20 protein-coding genes and 1 pseudogene are annotated in these 21234 nt (G+C 57.0%); 6 read left to right on the top strand and 15 right to left on the bottom strand.

Annotated features, from left to right (window positions below):
• From BMZ35_RS07635 to secA, 3 genes are all read right to left on the bottom strand, one after another.
• Entirely contained in the window at positions 1-1560 is a 1560-nt protein-coding gene (locus BMZ35_RS07635; protein ID WP_093092366.1) for a phosphate ABC transporter substrate-binding/OmpA family protein, read from the bottom strand.
• A 22-nt stretch (positions 1561-1582) separates the two neighbouring features.
• Entirely contained in the window at positions 1583-2608 is a 1026-nt protein-coding gene (locus BMZ35_RS07630; RefSeq protein ID WP_131814342.1) for a hypothetical protein, read from the bottom strand.
• An 84-nt stretch (positions 2609-2692) separates the two neighbouring features.
• On the bottom strand, positions 2693-5389 hold the full coding sequence (gene secA, locus BMZ35_RS07625) for a preprotein translocase subunit SecA (protein ID WP_093092680.1): 2697 nt from the start codon (positions 5387-5389) through the stop codon (positions 2693-2695).
• A gap of 172 nt (positions 5390-5561) precedes the next feature.
• Here secA and BMZ35_RS07620 point away from each other — a divergent pair, with 172 nt between their 5' ends.
• The 3 genes from BMZ35_RS07620 to mutT are packed head-to-tail and all read left to right on the top strand — an operon-like array spanning position 5562 to position 8058.
• Positions 5562-6419 carry a peptidylprolyl isomerase gene (locus BMZ35_RS07620; RefSeq protein ID WP_093092678.1) on the top strand — a complete coding sequence of 286 codons (858 nt, stop codon included), beginning with the start codon at positions 5562-5564 and terminating at the stop codon, positions 6417-6419.
• 14 nt (positions 6420-6433) lie between these two features.
• Positions 6434-7663 carry a bifunctional glutamate N-acetyltransferase/amino-acid acetyltransferase ArgJ gene (gene argJ, locus BMZ35_RS07615; protein ID WP_093092362.1) on the top strand — a complete coding sequence of 410 codons (1230 nt, stop codon included), beginning with the start codon at positions 6434-6436 and terminating at the stop codon, positions 7661-7663.
• Positions 7660-8058 (top strand): 8-oxo-dGTP diphosphatase MutT, encoded by a 399-nt coding sequence (mutT, locus tag BMZ35_RS07610; protein ID WP_093092360.1) that lies wholly within the window; start codon positions 7660-7662, stop codon positions 8056-8058. The genes argJ and mutT overlap by 4 nt, the downstream gene beginning before the upstream one ends.
• Positions 8059-8431: 373 nt before the next feature.
• On the opposite strand, the gene infB is transcribed toward mutT, so the two are convergent.
• Genes infB through rimP form a run of 4 tightly spaced genes read right to left on the bottom strand, consistent with a single transcriptional unit; the run spans position 8432 to position 13786 of the window.
• The gene (gene infB, locus BMZ35_RS07605; protein WP_093092358.1) at positions 8432-10921 is read right to left on the bottom strand and encodes a translation initiation factor IF-2; all 2490 of its coding nucleotides are present in this window, start codon (positions 10919-10921) and stop codon (positions 8432-8434) included.
• On the bottom strand, positions 10918-11550 hold the full coding sequence (locus BMZ35_RS07600; protein WP_093092357.1) for an RNA-binding protein: 633 nt from the start codon (positions 11548-11550) through the stop codon (positions 10918-10920). The genes infB and BMZ35_RS07600 overlap by 4 nt, the downstream gene beginning before the upstream one ends.
• A gap of 23 nt (positions 11551-11573) precedes the next feature.
• Positions 11574-13199, bottom strand: a complete 1626-nt coding sequence (gene nusA, locus BMZ35_RS07595) for a transcription termination factor NusA (protein WP_093092355.1) — start codon at positions 13197-13199, stop codon at positions 11574-11576.
• Positions 13200-13201: 2 nt separating this feature from the next.
• A complete protein-coding gene (gene rimP / locus BMZ35_RS07590) occupies positions 13202-13786 on the bottom strand; it encodes a ribosome maturation factor RimP (protein WP_093092676.1) in 585 nt (194 codons plus the stop codon).
• A gap of 151 nt (positions 13787-13937) precedes the next feature.
• On the opposite strand from rimP, the gene BMZ35_RS07585 reads away from it, so the two are divergent.
• Entirely contained in the window at positions 13938-14345 is a 408-nt protein-coding gene (locus BMZ35_RS07585) for a hypothetical protein (protein ID WP_165610027.1), read from the top strand.
• On the opposite strand, the gene BMZ35_RS07580 is transcribed toward BMZ35_RS07585, so the two are convergent.
• From BMZ35_RS07580 to pip, 3 genes are all read right to left on the bottom strand, one after another.
• On the bottom strand, positions 14342-14629 hold the full coding sequence (locus BMZ35_RS07580; RefSeq protein WP_093092351.1) for a PqqD family protein: 288 nt from the start codon (positions 14627-14629) through the stop codon (positions 14342-14344). The two genes, BMZ35_RS07585 and BMZ35_RS07580, sit on opposite strands and share 4 nt — an antisense overlap.
• A gap of 94 nt (positions 14630-14723) precedes the next feature.
• On the bottom strand, positions 14724-16271 hold the full coding sequence (locus BMZ35_RS07575; protein ID WP_242654719.1) for an ABC transporter substrate-binding protein: 1548 nt from the start codon (positions 16269-16271) through the stop codon (positions 14724-14726).
• Positions 16272-16312: 41 nt separating this feature from the next.
• Positions 16313-17284 (bottom strand): prolyl aminopeptidase, encoded by a 972-nt coding sequence (pip, locus tag BMZ35_RS07570; protein WP_093092348.1) that lies wholly within the window; start codon positions 17282-17284, stop codon positions 16313-16315.
• A gap of 50 nt (positions 17285-17334) precedes the next feature.
• Here pip and ubiG point away from each other — a divergent pair, with 50 nt between their 5' ends.
• Positions 17335-18081 carry a bifunctional 2-polyprenyl-6-hydroxyphenol methylase/3-demethylubiquinol 3-O-methyltransferase UbiG gene (gene ubiG / locus BMZ35_RS07565; protein ID WP_093092674.1) on the top strand — a complete coding sequence of 249 codons (747 nt, stop codon included), beginning with the start codon at positions 17335-17337 and terminating at the stop codon, positions 18079-18081.
• Here the strand turns inward: ubiG and BMZ35_RS07560 are convergent, their stop codons facing one another.
• From BMZ35_RS07560 to BMZ35_RS21275, 5 genes and pseudogenes are all read right to left on the bottom strand, one after another.
• The gene (locus BMZ35_RS07560) at positions 18082-18522 is read right to left on the bottom strand and encodes a MarR family winged helix-turn-helix transcriptional regulator (protein WP_093092346.1); all 441 of its coding nucleotides are present in this window, start codon (positions 18520-18522) and stop codon (positions 18082-18084) included.
• A complete protein-coding gene (locus BMZ35_RS07555; protein WP_093092344.1) occupies positions 18523-19359 on the bottom strand; it encodes a carbon-nitrogen hydrolase family protein in 837 nt (278 codons plus the stop codon).
• The gene (grxC, locus tag BMZ35_RS07550) at positions 19356-19616 is read right to left on the bottom strand and encodes a glutaredoxin 3 (protein WP_093092342.1); all 261 of its coding nucleotides are present in this window, start codon (positions 19614-19616) and stop codon (positions 19356-19358) included. Before grxC ends, BMZ35_RS07555 begins: the two co-directional genes overlap by 4 nt.
• Before the next feature lie 36 nt (positions 19617-19652).
• Positions 19653-20072 carry a ComF family protein gene (locus BMZ35_RS21280; protein WP_341350626.1) on the bottom strand — a complete coding sequence of 140 codons (420 nt, stop codon included), beginning with the start codon at positions 20070-20072 and terminating at the stop codon, positions 19653-19655.
• A gap of 165 nt (positions 20073-20237) precedes the next feature.
• Positions 20238-20315 (bottom strand): annotated as a pseudogene (locus BMZ35_RS21275) (ComF family protein); the annotation flags it as partial.
• A gap of 84 nt (positions 20316-20399) precedes the next feature.
• Between BMZ35_RS21275 and BMZ35_RS07540 the strand changes: the two are divergent.
• Complete coding sequence (locus BMZ35_RS07540) at positions 20400-21221, top strand: methyltransferase domain-containing protein (RefSeq protein ID WP_093092672.1); 822 nt, start codon at positions 20400-20402, stop codon at positions 21219-21221.
• Positions 21222-21234 lie beyond the last annotated feature (13 nt).

Raw genomic sequence — 21234 nt, 5'->3', positions numbered from 1 at the left:
TCACTGCACCCAGATCTCCACCCGCCGATTCACCTGCCGCCCCCACGCGCTATCGTCACACGCCATGGGCATCGCTTCTCCAAAAGCCATCACGTCAAGGTTCAACCGCTCTGGATTGGCCGTTTCCGCCGCCGCAAGCACTGCCTCCTTAACCGCGGTCGCCCGTTTCAAGGCGATTTCACGGTTGGCCGTTGCCGGTCCCTCACCATCGGAAAACCCAACAAAAACAAGGCGCCGGGCATCATATCGACCAGCTTCCAAGGCGCGTGCGAGCTGCTGAACGTTCGAGCGGGACTGCGCATCAAGCCGGGTTGAACCGGTTTGAAAACGGAAAGATGTGGTCAGTCGTTTCAACGGTGAAAGGACCTTGGTCATCCTTTGCAATTCTTCCAAAGAGACCTCAGACCCCGCCACGGAAATCGCGTTCACAAAACGATCTCCCTGCAAATTGATCGGGATTTCCTCGGCCGTCTGATCCACGAACCCGACGCGCCGAATCACGATCTGGGCCGACGGGCTGCGTGTATAGGTGAGAAAATCCCGAGCCAGTTTGGGAAGCCTACGCGCAGGAAAATACAGAAACATCGGAGCGTTGAGCGGATAATCCTCGGTCTTGATCGTGCGCCGCGACGCCGCCAAAGTACGCCCGCAACCGCCTGTCAATGTTAGCTTTTTCGTATTTCCAGTTTCAGCGTAGCTGGCTATGCCAATCGAAAACGGGTCACGCTGAACAGCCGAGACCAATGATAGGTTCCGGTCGTGGCGAAAAATGCCTTCAGCCAAGGTTAGCTTGGCACGCGCCATCAACTGATCCTCGACAGCCTGTGCCAATCCCGACTGCGGTTGGATGAGATGAAGTGTGATCGGTGCATCCGGTCCGCCAAGATCTTTCCAGTTGGAAACCTTGCCTGCAAAAATGCGCGCAATTTGGTTTAGCGACAAAGCATTTACAGGATTCCCACTGGATACAACCGGCACCAACCCATCCAGAGCCAGCACACGGCTGCGATTTGCTTCGGTCATATCCCCCAACCCGGCCTCGTAGCCAAGTTGCGCTTCGCGTGGTCGGATTTCACGCAGGGACATCGCGATATCCGCTTCGTCCGCCAACAGGTCAGCAAATCCTTCGTCGGAATTGCTGCTATGAAAACGGAACCGCGCCACCTTCTGTCCGCTGGTCGCATCATTCAGGTGATATTCAAACCGACTGATGCTTTCGCTCGTCCGTTCAACCGAGTAGCCTTCGCGAATGGCAAAAGCTTCGATCAAAGCAGGCATCAGGATCTCACCCATGATCGAAGATCCGGAGATCGATACATCCGCAACATAGTTGATCAAGTTAGGGCAGCCCGGCCCCTCGCATTGAACACCCGTGCCATCCACAGTCAGCTCCCCATACACCGTGTCGACTCGATAAAACTCGCCGTCAAACCCCAGAAGCGTCCCGGTGATTTCCACCGCGCCGTCATGAGATTTCAGCGTAACATCCTGCGCGAGCACAGGAACTCCAGTGAAACAAAGGAAAAGTGCGGCGATAACCGCCGCACGAAACTTCAACATGTCGGATCCTGATCAGCAAAAATTAGTTTTGCGCGATTGTCAGGTCTTGCAGAAGGTTTTTCAACACCAGAAATTCGCCTGCGGCATCGCAGTCGGGCAACTCCAGAGTCAGATCGTGAATGTCTGTGACCCGCCCGTCACGCACTTCGATGGACTGCAGCGCCAGGCGACGACCACAATTGGTCATCGAAACCTGCGCTTCGACGTTCAGGGCGACAGAACCGGCCTGTGACGCGATAAGAGTCGGGAAAGTATACACTTCCGCCATCAAGGGTTCAGCGGCCTCTGAATTTCCCAAGTGAACGAGGAAACCGCCCAAGCCGCCGCTTACGGCGGTCAGGTCGCGCGGCGCACCCGACCAGACATGCCCGACCCCGCCATACGGCGCGCCGAACTCGAATGCGTGTAATTCAAGCGCGCCCTGCCCCTTCCACTGAATCGCCGCGCGATCATAGAACGGCAGGCTGTCGACGCGCACAGAGGCCACGGCGCCATCGCCATTCGGAAAGGTAACTGCAAACATCGCATTCACGGCAAACGCCGGCACGGCGATCTGTAGGCTGCCATCCGGCCCTGTAATCTCGGTAAACTTGAGGTCCTCGTGGTGGACTGTAACCCGTACACCGGGCTGGCAAGGAGCACTCAACTGAAGATTGACCATGGCCGCAGCACTGGCGGTTGCAGTCAGCTCGCTTTCGCAGCCTAGCGCGGGCGCGGGTTCTTCTTCGGGCAGCAACCCAATGGGAGCGTCCCTGGAAACAAGCAACACTGTTGGCGTCTCGGGAAGGCTCCGTGGCGCTGCCCTGTCCTTTGGAAGTGAGGGGAGAACCTTCGCAACGGACTTCCGAGGCGCGCTCAGAGCACCAGGGAGGCTTGCTTTTTCGACTTGAGAGGGTGACGGGGAAACCGCGCTGACCGGGGCAACGGCCGCCTGACTGGCTTCACTGCTTTGCATCAGAAAGCCAATGGAAATCGCGATCGAAAACGTCGCTCCGGCCAAGGCATATCTACGGTACACATTCTTCATTTGCGACATTCCGCGCTCCATACCAATCACCGCCCACGCAGCATGGATCGCAACAAAAAAGGGCGCTCATAAGGCGCCCTTTTGATCATTCTCTGGCTCTAACTTTTAGGCCAAGCGCCCGTGGCAATGCTTGAACTTTTTCCCAGAACCACAGGGACAAGGCTCGTTTCGTCCCGGATTTCCCCACGTCGACGGGTCGTTTTCGTCAAACCCATCCGCTGGCGCACCGGGAAGCGAATCCACCGGCTCCGGTGTCGCGGCCTGCTGCAGTTGCTGCTGTTGCTGAGCCAACTCCTGGGCAAGCTGTTGTTGCTCTTCCTCGGTCATCGGGCGAATTCGGGACAGGGTCGTTGTCACCTCTTCCCGCAGGCTGTCCAGCATATGTTCAAAAAGCTGGAACGACTCGTTCTTGTACTCGTTGAGCGGATCGCGCTGTGCATAGCCGCGGAATCCAACGACCGACCGCAAATGCTCAAGCGTCAAAAGGTGTTCGCGCCATTTAGTATCGATGGTTTGAAGCAAAACCTGCTTTTCCACCATGCGCATGGCTTCGGCGCCGAAACTCACAGCCTTCTTGGCCATTTCTTCGTCGCTGGCCTTTTCCAAACGTTCACGAATCGCTTCGTCGTCTACGCCTTCTTCATCAGCCCATTTGATCACGGGCACATCGAGGCTCAGTTTTTCAATGCAGGCCGCATAAAGCCCCTCGGTGTCCCATTGGTCCGCATAGGTCTTGGGCGGCATGTATTGCTCGACCAGATCAGCAATAACATCATGCCGCATGTCTTGGGCGATTTCCGACAGGTCCTCGGCATCCATGATCTCGCGACGCTGGCTGAAGATCACTTTCCGCTGATCGTTCATCACGTCATCGAACTTGAGAAGCTGTTTGCGGATGTCAAAGTTGCGTCCTTCGACCTTGGCCTGCGCCCGCTCCAACGACTTGTTCACCCAAGGGTGCACAATTGCTTCACCTTCCTTCATACCGAGCGTCGACAGAACCTTGTCCAAGCGCTCTGAACCGAAGATGCGCATGAGGTCATCTTCCAGCGACAAGAAGAAAGACGAACGACCCGGATCACCCTGACGGCCGGAACGGCCGCGCAGCTGGTTGTCGATCCTCCGGCTTTCATGGCGCTCAGTCGCCAGAACGAACAGTCCACCAGCAGCCTTGACCGCTTCTTCGTCCGCCTTGTGCGCCTCTTCGATACGCGCACGGATGGCTTCGTGATCACCTTCCGGCTCTGCCGCAATAGCTTCCAGAACCTTGAACTCGACATTTCCGCCCAGTTTGATGTCCGTACCGCGTCCTGCCATGTTGGTGGCAATTGTCACCGCGCCCAGTTTACCCGCATCCGCAACAATCTGTGCTTCCTGCTCATGCTGACGTGCGTTCAGGACGTTGTGCTTGATCTTGGCCTTGTTGAGCATTTCCGAAAGAAACTCGGATTTCTCGATCGATGTCGTCCCAACAAGGATCGGTTGTCCCTTGGCGTTGGCTTCTTTGATGGTCTCGACAATCGCGTCGTTTTTTTCTCGCGCCGTGCGATAGACGGCATCGTCCTCGTCGATACGTGCAACGGGACGGTTCGTGGGCACCTCGACAACACCGAGACGATAAATTTCCGCAAATTCCTCGGCCTCGGTCGCTGCTGTCCCAGTCATTCCGGCAAGCTTATCATAAAGGCGGAAATAGTTCTGGAACGTCACCTGTGCCAGAGTGACGTTTTCCGGCTGAATCGCACACCCTTCCTTGGCTTCGATGGCTTGGTGCAGACCGTCTGAAAGCCGACGTCCCGCCATCATCCGGCCAGTAAATTCATCAATCAGAACTACCTGGTTGTCGCGAACAATATAGTCCTTGTCCTTGGTAAACAGCTTGTGTGCCCGCAGACCCTGGTTGACGTGATGTACAATCGTCGTACTTTCCGGATCGTACAGGCTTTGACCTTCGGGAAGCAGCCCGCGGGCAAGGAGCTGTTCCTCGAGATACTCGTTGCCCTCGTCCGTGAAGGTCACGTTGCGCGTTTTCTCATCCACAGCAAAGTGATCGTCCCGCAGGTCAGGAATAAGCTTATCCACCGAGACATAAAGCTCGCTTCGATCTTGAGCAGGACCGGAAATGATTAACGGCGTCCGTGCTTCGTCGATTAGGATACTGTCCACTTCGTCGACAATGGCAAAAAAGTGATCCCGCTGCGCCATCTCGCGCAGGTCGCTTTTCATGTTGTCGCGCAGATAGTCAAAGCCGAGTTCGTTATTGGTCGCGTAGGTCACATCGCAAGCGTATGCCGCGCGTTTTTCTTTTTCGGGCTGCTGCGGATAAACAACACCCGTCGTCATACCAAGCGCGGCAAACACGTTGCCCATCCACTCTGCGTCACGACGGGCCAGATAATCGTTTACGGTGACCACGTGAACACCTTTGCCCATTAGAGCATTGAGGTATGCTGGAAACGTCGCCACGAGGGTCTTACCTTCCCCGGTTTTCATCTCGGAAATGTTGCCCTGATGCAGAAAGATGCCGCCCATCAGCTGAACATCAAAGGCGCGCAAGCCAAGCGCCCGGCGTGCAGCTTCGCGACAATTGGCAAAGGCTTCGGGCAACAAGTCGTCGAGGCTTTCCCCCCCTTTGGCCCGCTCAGAAAGCTCGACCGTCTTGGACTTGATCTCCTCGTCAGTCAGTTTCTCGAAATCAGGCTCAAGCGCGTTGATCTTGGCGACGAGCGGCCGGGTTGCCTTGATCTTGCGGTCGTTCGGTGTGCCGAACACCTTCTTGGCAAGTTTTCCCATTCCGAGCATATGACTTTGTCCTTCATTGACATCCATGTACGAGGCAATTGCTTGCTCAGCCTACGCAGTACTCCTACAAACAGGAAAACTTGCAGTTTGCCCCGGCCTCAAAGCGATGTAAGGGGCGTCAGGAACAGTGTCAACGCCGCCAACCCGCGCGGCCCAAGCCAAGGACAAATCGATGTCAAAACACCTCAAATTCCTGCGCTCGGCGAGTTTCGCCTTGTTGATCGCAACCCCGTCCCTGGCGCAGGAAGATCCCGACATCAAAACAGTGCTTGCAAGTGTCAATGGACATGAGATCACTTTGGGAGAAGTGATTGCTGTTCGCGGTTCTTTGCCCGAACAGTACCGCCAGTTGCCCCCGAACGTTCTCTTTGAAGGGATTCTGAATCAACTGATCCAGCAGGCGGCCTTGTCCCAGACGATGAAAGGACCAGTGCCTGACGCCGTCGAAATCGCCTTGAAAAATGAACGTCGCTCGCTTTTGGCAGGAGTCGCCCTGACTGCGTTTTTGAAAGGTCTGGAAATTAGCGACGCCGAGGTTCAGGCTGCCTACGATGCAAAGTACGCCAATTTTCAAGGCGCTGAAGAATATAATGCTTCGCACATTCTGGTCGAAACTGAAGAAGAGGCAAATGCCATTCGGGAGAGCCTGATGGCTGGAGCGGACTTCGCAGAAACCGCCAAGGCAAAATCAACTGGTCCGTCGGGGCCGTCGGGCGGATCACTTGGCTGGTTCGGTGCCGGTCAGATGGTCAAACCCTTCGAGGACGCCGTCATAAACTTGGCCGTTGGCGAGATTTCTTTGCCGGTTCAAACACAGTTCGGCTGGCATCTGATCATCCTGAATGACAAACGGCAACAGGAAGCACCGTCTTTGGAGACCGAGCGCGAAGAGCTGGTGGCCAAACTGCAGACAGAGGCCGTCGACGCACATATTGCACAGTTGGTCACGAGTGCAGAAGTTGATCGGTCAGGCGCAGAACAGTTTGATCCGTCCGTTATTCTGCGTGGCGATCTGTTGGATTCGGAATAAGGAAACAGAAAGACATGGCCAAGATCACACATGTGTCACCGCTTGCTCCGGCAGGCTTTCCTGACCTTCCGGTTATTGCCGGCGCCGAATTTGCATCGGTGGCGGCTGGGATCAAATATCAGGATCGCAAGGATGTCACACTAGTGCGACTTGCGCCGGGAACGACAATTGCAGGGGCCTTTACCAAATCTTCCACGCGTTCGGCACCTGTGTTGGACTGCCAGGAAAAAATTGGAGGCGACTCGACTGAAGGTGCGGCGATCATCGTCAATGCTGGTAATGCCAACGCCTTTACCGGACGCAACGGCGCCGACGCGACTCATGCCGTCACAAGCGGTGTCGCAAACTGTCTTGGCGTTCCGGTAGGCCGCGTGTTTTCGTCGTCAACCGGTGTAATTGGCGAACCGTTGCCGCATGGCCGGATCACGGCAAAACTTGAAGAGCTAAAAAACAATCTTTCCGAAACTGCAATTCAGGATGCGGCCGAAGGTATCCGAACGACGGACACGTTCCCCAAAGGATCCTGTCAATCCGTTCTGATAGAAGGCAAAACCGTCAACATCTCGGGTATCGCCAAAGGTTCCGGGATGATCGCACCCGATATGGCGACAATGCTGGTGTATATATTTACGGACGCAAAAGTCGAGCAAACGCTCTTGCAGTCAATCCTGAGTGAATTGACCGACTTGACGTTTAACAACATCACCGTGGACAGTGATACCTCGACCTCCGACACCCTGCTTCTTGCGGCAACCGGATCATCTGGTGTGGATATCACTTCCCCGGCGGGGGCGTTTCGTGATGCTCTTTTCGAGGTGATGTTGGACTTGGCACATCAAGTGGTGCGCGATGGCGAAGGGGCTACAAAGTTTCTTGAAGTCGAGGTGTCTGGCGCGGAATCCGTAGTGGACGCCCGTACCCACGCCCTTTCCATCGCCAATTCTCCACTCGTCAAGACCGCAATCGCCGGAGAAGATCCCAACTGGGGCCGTGTCGTGATGGCAATCGGCAAAAGTGGAGCCAAGGCAGACCGTGACCTCCTTGCGATCTGGTTCGGCGACATTCTGGTTGCGGAACAGGGATGGGTTTCACCCTCTTACAGTGAAAACGACGGGGCGGAGTACATGCACAATCAGGATTTGAAAATTCGGGTTGATTTGGGTCTTGGCAGTCATTCTGCGACGGTTTGGACATGCGATCTGACGCATGGGTACATTTCGATCAACGCCGATTACCGCTCATGAAAACGGTTCTGGTGTCGGCCGTTGCATTGGTGGACGTGGATGGGCGGGTATTGCTCGCCCAACGGCCAGAAGGAAAGGCAATGGCGGGGCTTTGGGAATTCCCTGGTGGCAAGATTGAGCCGGGGGAGACTCCCGAGGCAGCACTGATACGAGAACTCGAGGAAGAACTTGGAATCAACACTTGGGCGAGTTGTCTTGCGCCGCTAACGTTTGCATCTCATAGCTATGAGAGTTTTCACCTTTTGATGCCACTCTTCATCTGCAGGAAATGGGAGGGCGTGCCAAGCTCGAAAGAAGGGCAGACGCTGCGCTGGGTGCGCCCACAAAATTTGCGAGACTACAAGATGCCGGCCGCAGATATTCCCCTCATTCCCATTATTCGGGACTGGATTTGACGCCCTTGCACGAAATTTCAACGCAAAACCCGTTGTTGAACGGTTGTTGTTCGAAATTAACTCTTCGTCGGAAGCCGTCCATGAGCTAACGTTACGTTAATGTGACGTCCGGCGGGATGTTACATAGCTAACAAAATACCTATATCCAAACTGTCAAGAAACTGGGGAATTGACATGCTTAGGACTATTACGGTGGGCAGCAGTGTGTCCATTCAGGGGACGTTCGTCGAGGCGTTGCCTGGGGGTCGAATTTCTGTTCGCGTCGGAGATGCCGTTTATTCGGGCGTCCCGATTACAGCCAAGCGCAGCTGACAAAGCCACCACTCTCACGGAAACGAAAAACGGGGGCCTCCACTTGGAGGCCCCCTTCTTTTTATGCCAATGTCCGCGTGACTTCTTCGCGTTCGAAGATTTCAATCACGTCGCCCGGACGGATGTCGTCGTAGTTTTCGAATGCCATGCCGCATTCCTGACCCGACTGAACCTCTGCCACTTCGTCTTTGAAGCGTTTGAGCGTTTTCAGCGTGCCCTCGTGGATCACAACGTTGTCCCGCAGGAGGCGAACCCCGGCAGAACGGCGTGCGACACCTTCCGTCACAAGGCAACCAGCCACCTTGCCCACGCCGGACACCTTGAAGACTTCCTTGATCTCGGCATACCCAATGAAGTTTTCGCGGATTTCGGCCGACAACAGGCCGGAAGCAGCAGCCTTTACGTCGTCAACCAGATCGTAGATCACTGAATAGTAGCGGATTTCCACGCCCTTCTGGTTGGCCGTATTCCGAGCAGAAGCGTTAGCACGAACGTTAAAGCCCATGATCGGCGCACCACTTGCTTCAGCAAGACCAACATCTGTTTCGGTAATCGCGCCAACACCCGAGTGCAGCACACGTACGCGAACTTCGTCGTTACCGATCTTTTCCATCGCCTGAACGATGGCTTCGGTCGACCCCTGAACATCGGCTTTGACCAGGATCGGCAGTTCGGCGACGTTCTCGTCCTCCTTCGCCTTGGCCATCAGTTGTTCCAAGGTTGTCGCGGCACCTGCAGCGGCCCGTTTGTCCTTGGCAGCCTGTTCACGATACGCGGCAATCTCGCGCGCCTGGGCTTCGGTCTCGGTCACGTTCAGAACGTCACCCGCTTCCGGTGTGCCGTTCAGACCCAAAACCTCAACCGGAACCGACGGCCCGGCTTCCGTCACGCGCTCGCCCTTGTCGTTGATCAGGGCACGGACCTTACCGTATTGCTCGCCCACAACAAAGATATCGCCCTGTTTAAGCGTACCCTTTTGCACCAGAACCGTCGCGACGGGACCACGGCCCACATCCAACTGCGCTTCGATAACCGCGCCCTGCGCGGCGCGATCCGGGTTCGCCTTGAGTTCGAGAATCTCCGACTGAAGCGCGATCGCCTCGAGAAGATCATCGAGACCCTGACCGGTGATTGCGGAAACTTCAACGTCCTGCACTTCACCCGACATCTTCTCGACGATCACTTCGTGTTGCAGCAGCTCCGCCCGCACTTTGTCCGGGTCGGCGGCAGGCTTATCGATCTTGTTGATCGCGACAATCATCGGCACACCGGCAGCTTTGGCGTGGTTGATCGCCTCAATCGTCTGCGGCATGACCGAATCGTCCGCAGCCACAACCAGAACAACGATATCAGTAACCTGGGCACCACGCGACCGCATCGAGGTAAAGGCCGCGTGGCCCGGCGTGTCGAGGAAGCTCAACACTGCGCCACTGTCGGTTTTCACCTGGTAGGCGCCGATATGCTGGGTGATACCACCAGCTTCACCCGCAACAACTTTGGCGTCGCGGATTGCGTCCAGAAGCGAGGTCTTACCATGGTCGACGTGACCCATGATTGTAATCACAGGCGGACGCGGCCTGAGGTCTTCTTCCTTGTCCTCAGTATCGGAGATGACGTCTTCCACGTCCGCATCCGATACGCGTACAACCTTGTGACCGAACTCTTCAATGATCAGTTCAGCAGTATCTGCGTCAATCGTCTGGTTCTGCGTGACCATCATGCCCATTTTCATGAGCTCTTTCACAACGTCAGCAACACGTTCAGCCATACGGTTGGCCAACTCGGACACTACGATCGCCTCGGGAAGCTGAACGTCCCGAATGACCTTTTCGCGTTCGACCGAACCTCCCATAGCCTTCTGGCGGGCACGTTCTTGCTTCCGTTTCATCGCAGCGAGCGATTTCTGACGCCCACCTTCACCCGAAAGCGCCTGGTTTAGGGTCAGCTTGCCCGAACGGCGACCATCATCACGGCCCTTGCCGCGGGCCGGGCGCTGTTCGCGCTCGTTTTTGCGGGGTGTCGCCGATGGCAGCGGCTTGTTCGCCGGAGCCCGTGCGGGCGCATCCTGCTTGGGCGTAGCCGCAGCGGCAGCGGCTTCGGCGGCAGCACGCTTGGCGGCTTCGGCCTCTTCCTGGCGTTTGCGCTCTTCGTCTTCCGCTTTCTTGCGGGCTTTTTCCTCAGCTTCGCGCTGTTCACGCTCTTTGGCTTCTGCTTCCTGTCGGCGACGCTCGCGTTCCTCGGCACGCGCCTTTTCTTCAGCTTCGCGTTCGGCCGCTTCTTCCGCTTCGCGCGCTTTAGCCGCCTGAAGTGCTTTCAGACGGCGCTCCATTTCTGCGTCGGAAATCCCAGCAGGACGACGCGCCGGATCACCGGAACCCTTGGCCGCAGACACACCTGCCTTGGCTGCGCCGGGCTTGGGAACCACAACACGCTTCCGCTTGGTTTCCACCACGACATTCTTGGTCCGTCCATGGCTGAAGCTCTGCTTCACGTTACCCGGCCGATTGCCGCCACGCAGACCCAAGGTTTTTTTACCGTCGTTATCGCTCATCTAGCTGTCTTTTCCTTTCCGATGGCCCCTGCCACCGCAATTTCGCGTACGCCTTTTAATCTTTGGGCATCCTCTACAACACGTTGAGCGAGTCCACCAGACGCAAGCGCTCCATGTATCACAGTTTGTCGCCCAAATGCCAAACCCAATTCGTCTGCCGTCAGCCAGTCGATGTGTTTGCCGCCATAGGGGGGGCGTAATTTGGTTTTTCCACGTTCAGAACCGTCTGATGCCTGCAACAGGATCGCTGCCTGTTCCTTGACAAGCCAGTCCTTCACTTTCTCGTATCCGGCCACGGCGTGGCCCGATTTGCGCGACAGGCTGATCAGATCGACCACCCGACGCGCTAGCTGATTTTCCACCACGTCCGCCAGATCGGCGGACACTTTCACTTTTGCCTTCGCTGCGCGCGAAAACAGACCTTTGGTCGCAGCCTTGGTAATGGCGGAGCGCTGCGCACTCACCCACATACCCCGACCAGGCAGTTTGCCCAAAATGTCAGGCACGACTTGTTCATCCGGCCCGACGACAAAGCGCACCAACCCGCCGCGCGGCGCAACCTCTCCGGTCACGATGCACTTGCGCTCAGGCTCTCCCGCCTTGTCCTTGGGTCGACCGCCGCGTCCCATTTTGAGCCCTCCAGGGCCTGAGATCAGGCCCCGGCCTCCTCTTGGTCTTCTGCGGTTTCTTCGGCGGCTTCTTCTTCCTCTGCTTCAAGATCAGCTGGATCCACCCAACCCAGCACGATGCGGGCTGTCATGACGAGGTCTTGTGCTTCTTCCAACGACATATCAAAGGGCTCAAGAATACCATCGTCCTTGACCCGTTCACCTTCAACCGTGGTCCAGCCGCCGGCCAGCTCCCAGTCGGCGCAGGTCGCGAAGTCTTCCAATGTCAGAACACCGTCTTTGGCCAGCGCTTCGACCATCTGGGGTGTCAGGCCTTCGAATTGAACAAGGCTATCTTCGACACCCAGTTCACGCGCGGCTTCAAGGGCGGCGCGGTTCTGAGCTTCGATATAGTCACGTGCACGTGCCTGGAGTTCGTTCGCGGTGTCTTCATCGACGCCATCGATGACCAAGAGTTCGTCAAGCTCGACATAGGCAACTTCTTCAAGGTTGGTGAAACCTTCAGACACCAGCAACTGAGCAAAGAATTCATCGAGATCCAGCGTGTCCATGAACAGCGAGGTACGCTCTTCAAACTCTTTCTGACGACGCTCCGACTCTTCCGCCTCGGTCATGATGTCGATGTCGAGGTTGGTCAGCTGCGAAGCCAGACGCACGTTCTGACCACGGCGGCCAATGGCCAGCGACAGCTGCTCATCCGGCACCACAACTTCGATCTTGCCCGCTTCTTCGTCGAGAACCACCTTGGTGACTTCGGCAGGCTGCAGCGCGTTCACGAGGAAGGTTGGCTGGTCTTCGTTCCACGGGATGATGTCGATTTTCTCGCCCTGAAGCTCGTTCACGACGGCCTGAACACGGCTGCCGCGCATACCAACGCAAGCGCCCACCGGGTCAATCGAACCATCATAGGAAATCACGGCAATCTTGGCGCGCGAACCGGGGTCACGGGCTACGGCCTTGATCTCAATGATGCCGTCATAGATTTCCGGAACCTCCATCTTGAACAGCTCGGCCATGAACTCCGGCGCTGTGCGGCTCAAGAAGATCTGCGGGCCACGGGTCTCGCGACGGACATCCTTGATGTAGCAGCGGATACGGTCATTCGGACGATAGCTTTCGCGACCGATCTTCTCGTTGCGGCGCAGGATGCCTTCACCACGGCCCACGTCGACGATAACGTTGCCGTATTCTTCGCGCTTGACCACACCGTTGATGATGGTGCCGGCACGATCCTTGAATTCTTCGTACTGGCGATCACGTTCGGCTTCGCGCACTTTCTGCAGGATAACCTGCTTGGCCGACTGCGCCGCGATCCGGCCCATTTCGACCGGCGGAACTTCTTCGACAAAGACATCGCCGACCTTGGGGTCTTCCATGTACTGCTTGGCCTGCTCAACGGTGAACTCGGCCTGATAGTTTTCCAGCTCTTCGTCCTCGACCACGGTGCGCACACGAGTAAACGTGGCCTTACCGGTCTTGCGGTCGATCGACACGCGAATGTCCATCTCCGCGCCATAGCGAGACTTGGCCGCACGGGCGAGCGATTCTTCCATCGCTTCAACCACGAGTGCCGGGTCGATCATCTTTTCGCGGGCCACGGCCTCGGCGGTCTGGAGCAGTTCCAGCTGGTTTGCAGAGGTAATTGCCATGTTTATTCCTCCTCGGACTTTTCGGTCTCGATCTCGTCAAAATCGGTTTCGTTCAGAGTGCCCGCGTCCTTGCGGGCCTTCAGCATTTCCTTGATCAACTCGTCGGTCAGAACGAGCTTCGCCTCGACGAGCCAGTCGAACTGGAGGCCCACTGTGACGGTCTCACCCCGATCTTCGATGTTGATCAGTACATCATCACCCTCGACGCCAGCCAAAACGCCTTTGAACCGCTTGCGCCCATCAATCAGTTCGCTAGTCTCAAGCTTGGCGTCGTAGCCTTCATAGGTCTCAAAGTCCTTGAGACGCGTCAAAGGGCGGTCAATTCCCGGGCTGCCCACTTCCAGAACATAGCTGTCAGACAGCGGGTCTTCGACATCGAGGATGGCGCTGATTGCGTTTGAAATCGCGGCGCATTCATCAACTTCGATCCCGCCCTCGGGACGTTCCGCCATAATCTGCAGCGTATGGGTATTCCCCCCCATAAGGCGCAGGCGCACAAGTTCAAACCCCATGTCTTCGATGACTGGGGCAACAATGTCGGCCAGTTTGCGGTCAATCGCCGCCTTGGCAATCAGGTCACTCATCAGCGTGCCTCCGGGCACAAAAAAACGGGCCAGCGGCCCGTGTCGTCGTTCGGTGCGCGTTGGGTTTGGACCCCAGCGCGTCGCTGTTGAAGAGGGATATACGCTCGATGTGGTGAGTCTGCAAGGTCTAAACGAAAACGCCCCGCCTAACGCGGTGCGCATCGCGTTCAAAGCTCAAGCATTTGTATCAATCGCGCCCCAGACTGTGGCCCCTTCCATTGCCGCGACCGTGGCCATGGGCGTGTCCCTAGCCATTGCCAAAACCACCACCGACCCTGACTCTGGCAAAGCGCCTCATGGGATCGAGATTTACACATCCTTTGTCACACACGGCGCCTATTATTGCTATCCCTGCATCCCTGGCTGGCTAACAGGTCGCGAAATCAAACCCTTTGGCACCGCCATGCTTCGCGGCATCGAGTTTGCGGTTCCCCGCCAATCAGAAGCGTGGCTGGCAAGCCATTACGGTGACGGTTGGAGCGCTCTGGTGAAACCCTCGGAATTCAGAAAGAATCCCGCAAGATATGCTTTTTTCGAATTTCCGCGCACCGAGGATACCTAGCCTCTTTGGATCAAACCCTTGGCCTGAAGTTGATCCAAGGCTCCCTGAACATCGTCAATCGGCAGATTCTCAAGCGAAAACTGCTCTGCAATAAAACCGGCAATGTCCTCGGTGGAATGGCATTTGTCACACAGCAAATAAACGATGGCAGCAGTGGCGTTCAGATAATGGCGTGTTCCACAGGCCCGCTCTGTCAGAATTGCGCCTTTGCTGTTGGTTTCAACCGAACATTCCCGCGCCGCCTGCCAGCAAAGAGATGCGTTTTGATAACCGACGTTCTTCATCTTCGTTAGCCTGCCCAAATCGACCTCGTTTGACAACAATGATCAATCGCCCGGCAAGTCGCGGGATGTCCGCTTTTGGCAATCTGAGGATGCCTTATGCGTGCCACCAGCGTTCGGCCAGACGCGCATTGTCGAGCGACCACACATTGCCCATCGTGGCTGGGCGCCGAATGGTATCTCGGGTCGCAAAAAGGTGATCGGCAAATGCGGGGATCGCAACGGGTCCCTCGTCCCTCAACAGTTGCTGCATGTCTGTGTAATGGGCGCGGCGGCGTTTGCCATCCAATTCTGAACGGGCTGTCAGCAGAAGATTCTGAAACAGGGGATGTTGCCAATCGCTCGTATTCCAAGAGGCTCCATCAGCGTAATAGGTCGAGAATGCCCAATCCTCTGTCACACGCCCCGAAGAGCCGCCCATCGTGAGCGCAGCCGTGTTGTGCATGTCTGTCATCGACACATCCAGCCCGATCGAGCGTAACTGGTCCCGGACAAGGCCACCCGCCAACTCAGCATCCGCAAATGCATAGCCTGTCGAGGTCATGGCCACCCGATCGACACCCGCCTTGCGCAAATAGTGTCGCGCCAGGTCCGGGTCGTGGTGAATCGGCTCCAAGTCAGTTGCATAATACTGGTTTGAAGGCCCAATCGGGGTATCATGGGCCACACGACCATGACCGTGAAGGACTGCTTCAACGAACACATTTCGATCAATTCCAAACTTGACCGCCCGCCGAAGATCGGCGCGGTCAAAGGGTGATACGCTCGCGTTCATCGCAAAACTGAAATGTTGATTTCCTGCAATGCGCTGCAGTTCAACGGCATCCCATCCTTCAACTTGACGGGCAAGACTTGGAGCTATCTGGCTGGCAACATCAACGTGACCTCGGCCCAACGCATCAAGGCGGGTTTGGTCCCCGTTTTCATTGATCAGTTCGATCTCCGCAAAAAAGCCGGCAGATGTGCCTTTGTAATGTGATGCCACCCGGCGCGCCGAAAGCCTTTTGCCGGGTTCGAAGTTTTCCAAGCGGAAAAGTCCGGTTCCGATACCGTTCTCCATCGCAAGCTCCACATAGCCCGCGGGATAGATAATCAGGTGATAATCGGCCATCAGATACGGAAAATCTGCATTCGGCGCAGACAGGTGGAACTGCACCTGATGCTCGTGCACCTTTCGCAGCTCGCTGACATTGGCCAACAGAGGGGCGGCTGGGGACGCATTTCCCGGGCCCATATGCAGTGCCAGCGATTCGAGCACATCTTCTGCTCCGAAACGCTTTCCATTGTGGAACTCCACACCCTTGCGAAGGTTGAAGGTCCAGATACGGGCATCCGCGCTGGCTTCCCAGCTCTCGGCCAACTCACCACGCAATGCCCCGTCGGGGCCAACTTCGGTCAGGCAGTCGAATACCGCGCCGTGAGCCGCGACCAGCATGAACAACCCGGAATGCGTACGGCTGTCCCAGGAATCGAGAGGCGATCCACCCGCAACCGCAGCCCTTAACGTGCCACCTGCGCGTGGGGCAGCCATTAACGCCATGCCAGACGCAGCCAACACACCAGCGGCGGCACCGCTGGTCAGCAAGCTACGTCTGCTAATTCTCGACATGGCATCCTCCGTTCGCCGTCGGGCGACATCGCGCAACACACCAGACGCGGTTGACGCTCGCTTGTCCAGCCGATTTCTCAGACCTGCGCCAAATCATCCATGATTCGCACCAATTCCGCGCTGATCCCGGGCTCGCTCAAAGCATGGCCCGCGTTCCGAATCATCCGCAGCCGCGACCGCTTCCAGCGCTCGGACAGGGCATAGGCGGCGCGCGGAGGGCAGATCATGTCATACCGCCCTTGAACGATGTAGCCGGGAATATCCTGAATTCGATCCATGTTGGCAAGAATATGCCCATCCTGCGCAAGGAACCCCTTGTTCAGGAAATAGTGGTTTTCGAGCCGTGAAAACGCCCTCGCGTACTCAGCTGGCGGTTCGCCCCCGGCACCGTTGGAATAAACGGAAGCAAGCGCATTTTCCCAACTTGCCCATGCTTGCGCATATTTGACCTCGGTCGCGTGATCTCCGCAAAAGAGCCGGCGATGATACGCTTGGATCATGTCGCCCCGCTCGGATTCGGGGATCAGGTCGGAAAAGCGTTTCCATGTCTCGGGCCAAAAATGCCCGGCCCCTCCGCCATAGAACCAGTCCAGTTCCGATTGAGTCATCAGGAAGACACCTCGAAGAACCAGACAAACCGCACGTTCGGGGTGGGTTTGCGCATAAAGCAGCGACAGCGTCGCGCCCCAGCTCCCGCCAAACACGATCCATTCATCAATGCCCAGCGCCGCGCGGATACGTTCCATATCCGCGATCAGGTGCCATGTCGTATTAGCGTCGGTGCTGGCGTGTGGACGCGACCGGCCACAACCGCGCTGATCAAACAGGATGATGCGATAAACCTTGGGATCAAAGTAGCGCCGCATGGCCGGGCTACTGCCCCCGCCGGGGCCACCATGAACAACTACAACCGGTAATCCATCCGGATTGCCCGATTGTTCGTAATAGACAGTATGACCATCGCCCACGTCCATCTGCCTCTGGTCAAAGGGTTCGACCGGAGGATAAAGGTAATGCACTGCGCGCTTTTGGCCCGAGTTTCTGTCCATGTCCTTCCTATATTGGTTGAGACAGCCCAAATGACCACGGAATGAAGAAAATGCAAGCCTCTCAGACCACCGTCGACCCATCCGAAGTCGCCAAGTTCGAAGCCATGGCCGCCGAATGGTGGGATCCCAAGGGCAAGTTCAAGCCCCTGCACATGCTTAATCCATGTCGTCTTGACTATATTACGTCGCAGATCGCGGCCGAGTTCAATCGCGACCTGTCACAGACCGAGCCGTTCAAAGGCTTGCGTCTTCTGGACATCGGTTGTGGAGGCGGTTTGTTGTCCGAGCCCATGGCGCGCTTGGGCGCCACTGTTGTTGGGGCCGACGCCGCAGCAGGCAATATTCCGGTGGCGCAGGTTCATGCCACGCAATCGGGATTGGACATCGACTACCGCCACACGACCGCCGAAGCATTGGCCGATGCCGGTGAGCAATTCGACGTCGTGCTTAACATGGAAGTGGTAGAGCATGTAGCTGATCCGCTTTCTTATCTGACAGCATGCCAACAACTCCTGAAGCCCGGCGGCCTGCATTTGTGTTCGACTATCAATCGGAATCCCAAAAGCTTTGCGATGGCAATTGTGGGAGCCGAGTTTGTAATGCGCTGGCTGCCCAAGGGCACTCACGAGTGGAACAAGTTCATAACGCCCGATGAACTGTTCGCGCTGCTGGAGCAATCAGGAGTGACACCGGTCGATCACAAGGGGTTCGTGTTCAACCCGATCACGTGGAACTGGTCAATCTCGGCCAACGATCTTAGCGTCAACTACGTGACCAGCAGCCTCAAACCCACCTGATCAGGATTCGTCATCCAAACGCAGGCGCAGTTCGCGCAAGATCGGCAGAGCAGAGCGCACACGCTCCTCTCCCAGCTGCTGGACGATATCGCTGATCATCGGGGCTATGCCCGCTAGGGCGGCATCCCGCGCTTGCCGTCCGGCCGGGCTGATCGCGACCATCTTGCGACGCGCATCATCCCAGTCGGGACGGATGTGTACATATCCCGCGAGTTCCAATTTGCTGAGGGTATTGGTCATAGCGCCACGCGTGACGTGGAATGTTTTGGCAAGTTGCGCCGGGCTGCGTTCGCCTTGCGCGCGGTCAAGGTGGTTCAGAACCGAAAAATGCGACAGCTCCATTCCCTTGGGCAGAGCTTTTGTCAGCCGCGAACGCGCAAGTTGATCCGCCATCAGGATCTCGCCAAAGAGGGTAATGGCCAGGCCATTCTTGTCGTTCATTCAAGGTCCGCCAAATTCTCGGTCATGGGTCAGCGCAGGAACTTTGCGCCGCGCCTTGTCGACCATATTAAGGTCGAGATCAACATAGGTAATCCCGACTTCGGTCCCCGCGTCCGCCAGAACCTCGCCCCAGGGGGCCACAACCATGGAGTGCCCGTGGGTGCGACGGCTTTGCCCCCGAACCGCATCATGTTGCCCTGTTTGGGCGGGAGCAATCACAAAACACCCCGTTTCAATTGCCCGCGCACGCAGCAACACTTCCCAATGCGCAGCACCGGTTACATGCGAAAAGGCCGCAGGCACCGTCAAAATCTCGGCACCGGCTTTGGCGAGCGAGCGATGTAGATACGGAAAGCGGACATCGTAACAGATTGTCATCCCGACCTTTCCAAACGGCGTTTCGGCCACCACGGCCTCGGCACCGGGGCGGTAGCCGTCCGACTCGCGGTAGGTTTCCTCGGGCGTCACATCCACATCAAACATGTGAATCTTGTCGTAGCGCGCCACGATCTGCCCCTGGGCGTCAATCAGGATGGAGCGATTGGCGAAACGTCCGTCGGGATCGCTGGTCTTCAGACCTAGGCTGCCAATCAAGAGCCAAAGCTCCAACTCCCTGCATAGCGCCCGCAAGCCCGAAAGCATTGGGTCCTGTTCCTCGAGACAAAGCACGGCGTTCTGGTGGCTTCGACTGGTTGAAACACAGTTCGTGACCTCCGGTGTCAGGGCAAAGTCTGCGCCCTTCGCCTTGGCCTCACGCAACATCGCCATGACGGTTGTGAGGTTTTGCGCGGGATCATCCGAGGAGGTGATCTGGAGCAGAGCGGCGCGAAAGGTCATTCCGAAGCCAGCAGCGCGTCGAGTTTCCCGGCGCGTTCCAACTCGTAAAGATCATCACAGCCACCGACATGGGTCTCGCCCACAAATATCTGCGGTACGGTCCGCCCGCCATTTGCCCGTTCAATCATCTCGGGCTTTCGATCCGGGTTGCGGAAAACGTCGATTTCAGAGAACTCGACGCCCTTCTGGTTCAACAACCGTTTTGCAGCATGGCAGAATCCGCAGAGCGGGCTGGTGTAGATTTCGACTGATTGCATCGGATTTCCCCTCATTTCGCTCCGTTTGTGGGGGATTTAGGCATCCTTTGCAACGCGTGCCAGTGTCATGACATGCACTTCGCGGGCGCGGGCAGCCAAACAGGCATGAGTGGCGGCTGATAATGTGGCACCGCTGGTCATGACATCATCAACAAGCAAAATGGCACGTCCTGCCACGCGGTGCCTACGCCTTGGATGAGGTTCAATTGCCCCTGACAGGGAATCGAACCTTTCGCGAAACCCTAACCCCTCGGTGCTTTGCCGATGATGCGGTCGCACGAGAAGGTCCGGACAGCATTCCAGCGCCAAATCCTCGGCCAAGGCCTTGGCCAGCAATGCCGATTGATTGAAACGCCGGGCCAGCATGCGCCGCCAGTGAAGCGGCACTGGAGCGACAAGCATATCCTTGCGCAGAATTGGACGAACGGCCGCACTCATCCATTTCGCCGCAGGCATTGCTATATCCTGCCGGTCACCGTGTTTCAGGGCCAGAACAAGTTTTCGCGCTGCCCCCTTGTAGATTAGAGCGGACCGGCCTTGTCCCCAAGGGCGCGGATGATCAAGGCAATCATCACAAAGATCGCGATACCCGTCGCCCGATCCCGGAAGGGGAGTTCCACAAGCGTCACAAACATGCCCGCCTATGAAGGGGGTTTTGGACCAGCACGGCCCGCACAAACCAAAATCACTCTCGACCATTTCGCCACAGCCGACGCAGCGCGGCGGGTAAACAACCCTCAAGGCGGTTTGAAACTTCGAAATCATCGCTCTATGTTCCGCGCCATGCAACACGCCCCCATGATCACAGACAGATCCGCCCTGCAAAAACACCGCGCCCGCGCCGATCTTGAGGCGGGTATGTTCCTGCATGACGCTGCCATCGAGGATATTCAGGATCGCCTAACCTTGGTTAACAAGGCGTTTACGTCCCCGGCGATCGTGACTGGGTTTCCCGAAATCTGGCGGAGTTGCGTGCCGAACGCGCGAATCGTGGCGGATGACGAGGTTCTGAACCTCGAACAGGGGGCGCATGATCTTGTTATCCACGCTATGGCTTTACATTGGGCTAACGACCCGGTCGGGCAGATCATCCAATGCCGCCGCGCTCTGCAACCGGACGGGCTTTTCATGAGCGTTGCCTATGGCGGCCAGACTCTTCACGAATTGCGGACAGCGCTGGCGCAGGCGGAGTCGGATGTCACCGGCGGCTTGTCCCCACGTGTGGTTCCGATGGCCGAGATCAGAGACATGGGCGCGTTGCTTCAGCGGGCCGGCCTCGCTTTGCCGGTGGCGGATTCCGAACCGCTGACCGTCACCTATGAAACTCCCTGGAATCTGATGCGCGATTTGCGCGCCATGGGAGAGGCTAACGCGTTGGCCGGACGGTTACGCCAGCCGACGCGTCGACAGGTTTTGATCCGTGCAGCAGAAATCTACGTAGAAGAATTCATGACAGAGGGGCGCATTCCGGCGACGTTCGAATTGATCTATCTTCTGGGCTGGGCACCCGATGCCAGCCAGCCTCAACCGCTGCGCCCCGGTTCTGCCGCGACCCGACTTGCCGATGTACTCGGCGCAAAAGAAACAAAACTCTCCGGCGAATGACCCCGCCAGCCAG

Origin of the sequence: Shimia aestuarii, from assembly GCF_900114635.1 — a bacterium.
Lineage (GTDB): Bacteria > Pseudomonadota > Alphaproteobacteria > Rhodobacterales > Rhodobacteraceae > Shimia > Shimia aestuarii.
This window is presented reverse-complemented; position numbering and strand designations above follow the sequence as displayed.